This is a genomic window from Pseudomonas sp. Irchel 3F6 (genome assembly GCF_900187595.1).
Taxonomy (GTDB): Bacteria; Pseudomonadota; Gammaproteobacteria; order Pseudomonadales; family Pseudomonadaceae; genus Aquipseudomonas; species Aquipseudomonas siliginis.
In genome coordinates this window covers 975664-982902 of record NZ_FYDP01000001.1, presented here as the reverse complement: position 1 = coordinate 982902, position 7239 = coordinate 975664, and the positions used below count along the sequence as shown (strand labels likewise).

The following is a 7239-nucleotide window of genomic DNA, read 5'->3' as shown; positions in this document are numbered from 1 at the left end:
CTTGCCAGCGATTGGTCGGCACATCCACCACCTTCTTTGACGGACCCACCGCAATCGCTGGCAAGCCAGCTCCCACAAGTCTATGTGCCGAATCACAAAGCCCGGTCAGCCCCGGATTTCCCTGTGGGAGCGAGCCTGCTCGCGAAGGCGTCGTTTCAGACACATCATCTTTGACTGACTTACCGCATTCGCGAGCAGGCTCGCTCCCACAGGTTTTGTGGTGACCAACAATGTTCATTCCGCCCCGAATCCCTGTTGGAGCTGGCTTGCCAGCGATTCGGTCGGCACATCCACCGCCTTCTTTGACGGACCCACCGCAATCGCTGGCAAGCCAGCTCCCACAAGTCTATGTGCCGAATCACAAAGCCCGGTCAGCCCCGGATTTCCCTGTGGGAGCGAGCCTGCTCGCGAAGGCGTCAGGTCAGCCACATCCACATTGACTGACACACCGCTTTCGCGAGCAGGCTCGCTCCCACAGGTTTTGTGGTGACCAACAATGTTCATTCCACCCCGAATCCCTGTGGGAGCTGGCTTGCCAGCGATTGGTCGGCACATCCACCACCTTCTTTGACGGACCCACCGCAATCGCTGGCAAGCCAGCTCCCACAAGTCTATGTGCCGAATCACAAAGCCCGGTCAGCCCCGGATTTCCCTGTGGGAGCGAGCCTGCTCGCGAAGGCGTCAGGTCAGCCACATCCACACCAACTGACACACCGCATTCGCGAGCAGGCTAGCTCCGGCAGTGCGTCTACACTTCTGAAACCCTTTTGGGAGCAAGCTTGCTCTCAAAAGGGATTGTTTCAGTGAAATCAGGAGTGGCTGATGTCTTCCAGCGTTGCCCTGCGGTTGCCGTCCATTGATGGGTTGTTGCGTCATCCGGCGTGCGCGCCGTTGGCCGAGCGTTACGGCCGGGATTTGTTGCTGACTGGTCTGCGTCAGTTGCTCGATGAGCTAAGGCCTGACGTGTTAAGCGGGCAATTGGCGGCCGTGGAAATTGGCCCCGAAGTGCTCGCCGGCCGCGTCGGCGAACGCTTGGCGCAACAGCAGCGCAGTCAGGTGCGTCGGGTGTTCAACCTGACCGGCACGGTGCTGCACACCAATCTCGGTCGCGCCTTGCTGCCCGAAGAAGCCATTGAAGCGGTGGAGATGGCTGCACGCTATCCGCTCAATCTCGAGTTCGATCTGGCTAGCGGCAAGCGCGGTGATCGGGACGACCTGATCGAAGGCCTGATCCGCGAACTGACCGGCGCCGAAGCCGTCACCGTGGTCAACAACAATGCCGCTGCCGTGCTGCTCACGCTCAACAGCCTCGGCGCGCGCAAGGAAGGCATCATTTCCCGTGGCGAGCTGATCGAAATCGGCGGCGCTTTCCGCATCCCCGACATCATGGCCCGGGCCGGCGTGCGCCTGCACGAAGTCGGCACCACCAACCGCACCCATGCCCGGGATTACCAAGCGGCAATCGGTCCGCGCAGCGGGTTGATCATGCGCGTGCATGCCAGCAACTACAGCATCGAAGGCTTCACCGCGCGGGTGGCGACTGCGGAACTGGCCGAGTTGGCACACGCTCATGGCTTGCCGTTGCTGGAAGATCTGGGCAGCGGCAGTCTGCTCGACCTGACGCGCTGGGGCCTGCCGGCGGAACCGACGGTGCGTCAGGCATTGCTCGATGGCGCCGACATCGTCACCTTCAGCGGCGACAAATTGCTCGGCGGGCCGCAGGCCGGGTTGATCGTCGGGCGCAAAGAACTGATCGCGAAGATCAAGAAGAATCCACTGAAGCGCGCACTGCGGGTCGATAAATTGACCTTGGCCGCGCTGGAGGCGGTGCTCGGTCTGTACCGCGATCCGGATCGCCTCGCCGAGCGTCTGCCGAGCCTGCGCCTGCTGACCCGGCCCCAGGCCGACATTCATGCTCAGGCTCTGCGTTTGCAACCGTTGCTCGCCGATGTGTTGGGCGAGGTCTGGCAGGTCAGCGCGGTCGAGGCGTTGGGCATGATCGGCAGCGGCAGCCAACCGGTGGCGCGCTTGCCGAGTGCAGCGCTGTGTTGCCGCCCGCAAGTGTCCAAGCGCTGGCGCGGGCGTTATCTGCTCAATCTCGAAGCAGCGTTGCGCGGTTTGCCGATCCCGGTGCTCGGGCGAATCGGCGACGATGCGCTGTGGCTGGATCTACGCCAGCTCGACGCTGAGCCAGCGTGGCTGGCGCAGTTGCCGCAATTGCAGGTCGATCCGTGATCGTCGGCACGGCGGGGCACATCGACCACGGCAAGACTTCGCTGTTGCAGGCGCTGACCGGGCAAACCGGCGACCGCCGCCCGCAGGAGCGCGAACGCGGCATGACCATCGATCTCGGTTATCTCTACGCCGAACTCGCAGCGGGCTCCGGGCTGACCGGCTTCATCGACGTGCCCGGCCACGAAAAATTCACCCACAACATGCTCGCTGGTGCGCAGGGCATCGATCTGGTGTTGCTGGTGGTCGCGGCCGACGACGGCGTGATGCCGCAGACTTGCGAACATCTGGCGATCGTCGAACTACTCGGCATCCCCCGCGCGCTGGTGGCGATCACTAAATGCGACCGGGCGGGAGCGGGCAGGGTGGAAGAGGTGCAGCGCCAAGTGCTCGATTTGCTGGCGCCCGGGCCATTCGCGGATGCGCCGATTTTTACCGTGTCGAGCGTGAGCGGGCAGGGCGTCGATGAGTTGCGCGCGGCATTATTGCAGGCGCAAAACGAGGTGCAGGCGCGCAGTTGTGACGGCGGCTTTCGTCTGGCGATTGATCGGGCGTTCAGCGTCGCGGGTGCGGGGGTCGTGGTCACGGGCACCGCGCTATCGGGCACGGTTGCAGTGGGCGACAAACTGGTTCTGGCGCCTGCCGGCAAATCGGTACGCATCCGGGGCTTGCACGCGCAAAACCAGGCCGCTGAGCAGGCCTTCGCCGGTCAGCGCGTGGCGCTGAACCTCAGCGGCGAACGTCTGGAACTGACGCAGATCCACCGTGGCCAATGGCTGCTGGCGGACTGGCTGCACGCCCCGACCCAGCGCGTCGACATCGACTTTCAGCTGTTGCCCGGCGAGCGCACCTTTGAACATTTTCACCCAGTGCATCTGCACCTCGGCACCCAGGATGTCATCGCCCGCGTCGCCTTGCTGCAAGGCCCGCGCCTGAGCCCCGGCGAGCGCATGTTCGCGCAACTGCTGATCAACGCGCCGGTGCACGCAGTGAAAGGCGATCGATTGATCCTGCGCGACGCCAGCGCCCAGCGCACATTGGGCGGCGGTGTTGTGCTCGACCCATTCGCTCCGGCACGCCAACGCCGCAGCCTGGAACGCCTCGCGCAACTGCAAACCCTTGCCCTTAGCGTCAGCCTCGAACAGGCCCTGCCGGCACTGCTCAACCACAGCCCCGGCGGCCTCGACCCGCAACGCCTCGAACGCCAGTTCAACCGCCCGCGCCCGCAGTGGACGCTGGCAGAAAACATCCGCCTGATCGACACCCGCCAAGGTCCGCTGCTGTTCAACGTGCAGCGCTGGGGCCAGTTGAAATTCACTTTGCTCGAGCAACTGGCGCGATTCCACGAACAGGAACCCGACCAGATGGGGCCGGACCGTGATCGCCTGCGCCGCTTCAGCGCGCTGGCACTGGAACGCTCGACGTTCATCAGCCTGCTCGACGAACTGCTCAACGCCGGCTCCATCCTCGCCAGCGGCCCCTGGCTGCACCTGCCCGACCATCAGGTGCGCCTGAATACCGACGACGAAATCCTCTGGCAGCAATTACAGCCGTTGTTCGAACAGGCCGGTTTCGACCCGCCGTGGGTGCGCGACGCCGCGAAAATGCTCGGCGAAGACGACGCCAGTGTCCGCCTGCTGCTGCGCAAACTCGCACGGCTGGGCCTGATGCACCAGGTGGTGCGCGACCTGTTTATCAGCGACATCGTCCTGCGGCAAATGGCGGCGCTACTGCTGAAACTCGCCGAAGAAAATCCGTCGATTCAAGTGACAACCTTCCGCGATGCGCTAGGCTTGGGACGCAAACGCTGTATTCAGTATCTGGAATATTTCGACCGACTCGGCCTGACCCGCCGGCTCGGCGAATCCCGCCAGATCCGCCCCGACAACGCGCTGGCTGACGTCTGCGCACCCTGAGTTCAGGAAGACAATCGCGCCCGGTGGCGCGGCCGGGCTTCAAACCCGGTTGGGGACGGCATCCGTTCCCGGGCAGGTTCGACTCCGGCTGTCTTCCGCCAGTCTCCTAAGAGCAAAGATCGCAGCCTTCCGCAGCCCCTACAAATCGATGTAGGAGCTGCCGAAGGCTGCGTTGATTCTGAATGCAGGAGAAACGTAGTCTGGCCCGTTTGGTTCGCCAGTTATTCAGAGGCAGCCGCGAACTTATGTGGGAGCGAGCCTGCTCGCGAAAACGGTATATCAGTCGACATCTCAGAGATTGACCCACCGCATTCGCGAGCAGGCTCGCTCCCACAAAGTTGGCGGCGTGAACGAAGCCATGTGATTGACAGAAAACCCTGTGTAGGCTTGCCCGCGAAGGCGCCTCACTCAGCATCCTTTAGCGAGGCCCGCTACTGTGGCAATTCCAGATTATCCAGCACCCGATTCACCGCCAACTCTCCGAGCATGATCAGCTGCGCGATCCCCATCAGCGTTCGGCGCTGTGACGGTTTCACCAGTCCGGCGAACTCCTGGGCGATGGTTTTGGCGGAGGCGAGGGTTTCGCAGGCGTTGGCCAGCAGGTCTTCGTTTTTGGTGTCGGCGGTGACGGCATACATGGCGCGGGGGCTGAAGGGTGGCGGGGTAGAGCCGGGTGGGCAGAGGTAGTGGTCGAGGGCGCGGTCGGCGGCTTGGTGAAGTTTTTTCGAATCGAGGGATTCGTAGGGGGAGGTGGGGTCGGATTCGGGTGGGTTGGGTGTTGGTTTGATCATGATCAGACTCCGTGGTTGATTTAGCCGCCACGGCTCATCGCTAAACAAGTAAAGGTGGCGGCTGTACGCAGGTTAGCGATCCGGGTCACAGAAACCCCGGGTAGACTCGAAGGTCTCCCACGCACAGCCACCATGACATCAAGTGCAGATCGAAAAATGCAATCGAGGCTGGGCATTGGTGCGTCTGTAAGGTGCCGGATCGCTAAACCCGATCGCTGATTCGTCAGCGACCGCACCACAATAGAACCCGCCCCCAAGGCGCACAAGCCGGCGGATTCTGGCTTGGCTGTAGGCAATGGCGCAAGGATTTGTAGCCTTGAGACCGTATCCGCAGGTGTCTTTTAAACAGCTTCGTTTAAATCAAAGAATTGCGCCGAACCTGATGGCCTCTTCGCGAGCAGGCTCGCTCCCACATTGCAATTCATTGCGCCGCAGTCCACCGCACCAGCCCAAAACCCAACCTTATGGCTGATACGGAATCAACTTGTCCCGGTCCATTTCAACCAACAACTGATCGAGCATCTGCCGTTTGTTCTCGACCCCGGGAATCGGCACATACCACGTCATCACGCTCCAGCCTTCGCGCGAGTAGTTGTAGGTTTTGAGCAGTTGGCCATCCTTGAAGACCGAGCCGCGCAGGTTGTCCTGGTAGTGGTAGGGCATCGGAAAGGTGAACAGGGTGAAGATGTTGACCAGCGCCAGCCAGTTGACCTTGCCGTCGCTGGGTTCGGTGATCAACAGGCTGTAGCCGTTGCGGGTGTAACCGCCGTCGAGCATCGAGAACGCGCCGGTCTTTTTCAGGACGCTGACGGTTTCGCGCTGATGCTGCTCGTCGATGCGCGTATACGCCGGCCCCATGCCGAGCGTGACCGGCACGTAGGCCTGATCGGCATGGTAATCGAGCGGCTGCAAGGTGTTGGCGCAGCCGCCCAGCATCAGTGAGGCACAGAGCAGGCCGGCGACTTTTATCATCGCGCGGTTCATTGCGCGACTGCCGGGATCAGCCGGTCCTGCTGCACATCCTGCGCGAAGGCGCGGGCGATGCGGCCGAGGTTCTGTTCGCGCATCTCGCCGCCCTGATCCAGTAGCCAGACGTATTTTTGAGTGATGTTGCGATAGGTGTATTGCTTCAGTCGCTTGTCACCCTGGTACACGGTGAATTCGGTTTGCGTATCGAATTCGTTCGACAGCGGCAGCAAGAACAACGTCGCGGTGCTCAGCAGAATCACCGGAAACGGCGGCAGGTGACGTTCCACATTGAGTTTGACCTGCACGTTGTACTCGTCAGCTTTACCGCTGCCGGTTTCGATGGTGCGGAACACACCGGTCTGACGCAGGTGGTTGCGCAGGCTGGAGCCGTTTTCCGGGTCATCGACCATAACGTGAATCGGCTGCAGATAATCCTGAGCGTCCGTAAGCGTGCGCTCGGGCAAGGTGTTGGTCGCCGCGCAACCGGTCAACAGAGCGGCGGCGGTGAGGGCGATGATTTTTTTCATGGTTTGGCGTCCACGGCAATACCCGGGATGGGGCCGGTGAAGATGTAGGGCTGAGCACTGTTCAGGTCGAGATTCAGCGGTTGCAGCGTTGGCAATCCTGGCGCCAGACGTTGCGCAATCAGCGCATCGCGGGCGTTCTGATCACTCCAGCGGAACGCGCAGAAACCGGCTGTCAGGCAGAGCGAACGGAACTCGCCGATGTAATAGGCCTTGCCGGGTTCCAGGCGCATCGGCAGGTTGAATTTCTCCCGCGCCTCTCTCGAGGTGAAAACAGTGCCTAGCCCAGGTTGATAACGTGCGGAAAAGAACTGGAAATCATAGAACTCGTAATCGCCCGGCTTCAGGGGAAGCACGAATACGCTCGCTGCGCCGACACCGTCCTGAACATCCTGCGGCGTGGAATAGGCGCCGGCCATTTTCCAGACGCCGGCCGCACCGTATTCGGAACCGCGTTTGCGGAAAAAGATTCGCTGGTTGTCAGCGGCTGATTGCTTGAGTGATTGCGGCCCGATTGAGCCAACGAGATAACTGACTGGCTCGCTTGCCTTGGGTTGCAAGGGTTCGCTGACCCAGGAAGCGCTTTCGGTAATGCAGCCGCTGAGCGTCGCGGCGAGCACGACGGCCGCTCCGAGTTTGAATAGCTGAAACATGTACATCCCTGAATCTGCTTGCGTTGATTGACTACAAACAGGAAGGTCAATCAATGCCTTCCTGGCTTGGCTTTTTATGCGGGGGCGCAGAATAAACGAGGTGATGGCACTTGGCTAGCTGCTGTAGGCGCTGCGGTACGCTGAAATCATTTGA

At 61.5% G+C, this 7239-nt stretch carries 6 protein-coding genes and 1 tRNA gene; 3 read left to right on the top strand and 4 right to left on the bottom strand.

Annotation, left to right across the window (positions count from 1 at the left end; genetic code table 11):
• Positions 1-822 precede the first annotated feature (822 nt).
• The 3 genes from selA to CKW30_RS04345 all read left to right on the top strand — a co-directional run bounded on the left by selA (position 823) and on the right by CKW30_RS04345 (position 4249).
• A complete protein-coding gene (gene selA / locus CKW30_RS04355; RefSeq protein WP_095180075.1) occupies positions 823-2235 on the top strand; it encodes an L-seryl-tRNA(Sec) selenium transferase in 1413 nt (470 codons plus the stop codon).
• Complete coding sequence (gene selB, locus CKW30_RS04350; RefSeq protein ID WP_095180074.1) at positions 2232-4148, top strand: selenocysteine-specific translation elongation factor; 1917 nt, start codon at positions 2232-2234, stop codon at positions 4146-4148. Before selA ends, selB begins: the two co-directional genes overlap by 4 nt.
• A 5-nt stretch (positions 4149-4153) precedes the next feature.
• A tRNA-Sec gene (locus tag CKW30_RS04345) sits at positions 4154-4249 on the top strand.
• Positions 4250-4579: 330 nt separating this feature from the next.
• On the opposite strand, the gene CKW30_RS04340 is transcribed toward CKW30_RS04345, so the two are convergent.
• The 4 genes from CKW30_RS04340 to CKW30_RS04325 all read right to left on the bottom strand — a co-directional run bounded on the left by CKW30_RS04340 (position 4580) and on the right by CKW30_RS04325 (position 7085).
• Positions 4580-4939 (bottom strand): DUF6124 family protein, encoded by a 360-nt coding sequence (locus tag CKW30_RS04340; protein WP_024012116.1) that lies wholly within the window; start codon positions 4937-4939, stop codon positions 4580-4582.
• Between the two features lie 462 nt (positions 4940-5401).
• Entirely contained in the window at positions 5402-5911 is a 510-nt protein-coding gene (locus CKW30_RS04335; protein WP_256584154.1) for a hypothetical protein, read from the bottom strand.
• Positions 5912-5919: 8 nt separating this feature from the next.
• Positions 5920-6435, bottom strand: a complete 516-nt coding sequence (locus CKW30_RS04330) for a hypothetical protein (RefSeq protein WP_024013038.1) — start codon at positions 6433-6435, stop codon at positions 5920-5922.
• Entirely contained in the window at positions 6432-7085 is a 654-nt protein-coding gene (locus CKW30_RS04325; protein WP_095180306.1) for a hypothetical protein, read from the bottom strand. Before CKW30_RS04325 ends, CKW30_RS04330 begins: the two co-directional genes overlap by 4 nt.
• Positions 7086-7239: the final 154 nt, after the last annotated feature.

Excerpts from the sequence above, each read along its gene's own strand:
- CKW30_RS04340 (WP_024012116.1), bottom strand. The coding sequence starts at position 4,939 with ATGATCAAACCAACACCCAACCCACCCGAATCCGACCCCACCTCCCCC.
- CKW30_RS04335 (WP_256584154.1), bottom strand. The coding sequence starts at position 5,911 with ATGATAAAAGTCGCCGGCCTGCTCTGTGCCTCACTGATGCTGGGCGGC.
- CKW30_RS04330 (WP_024013038.1), bottom strand. The coding sequence starts at position 6,435 with ATGAAAAAAATCATCGCCCTCACCGCCGCCGCTCTGTTGACCGGTTGC.
- selA (WP_095180075.1), top strand. The coding sequence starts at position 823 with ATGTCTTCCAGCGTTGCCCTGCGGTTGCCGTCCATTGATGGGTTGTTG.
- CKW30_RS04325 (WP_095180306.1), bottom strand. The coding sequence starts at position 7,085 with ATGTTTCAGCTATTCAAACTCGGAGCGGCCGTCGTGCTCGCCGCGACG.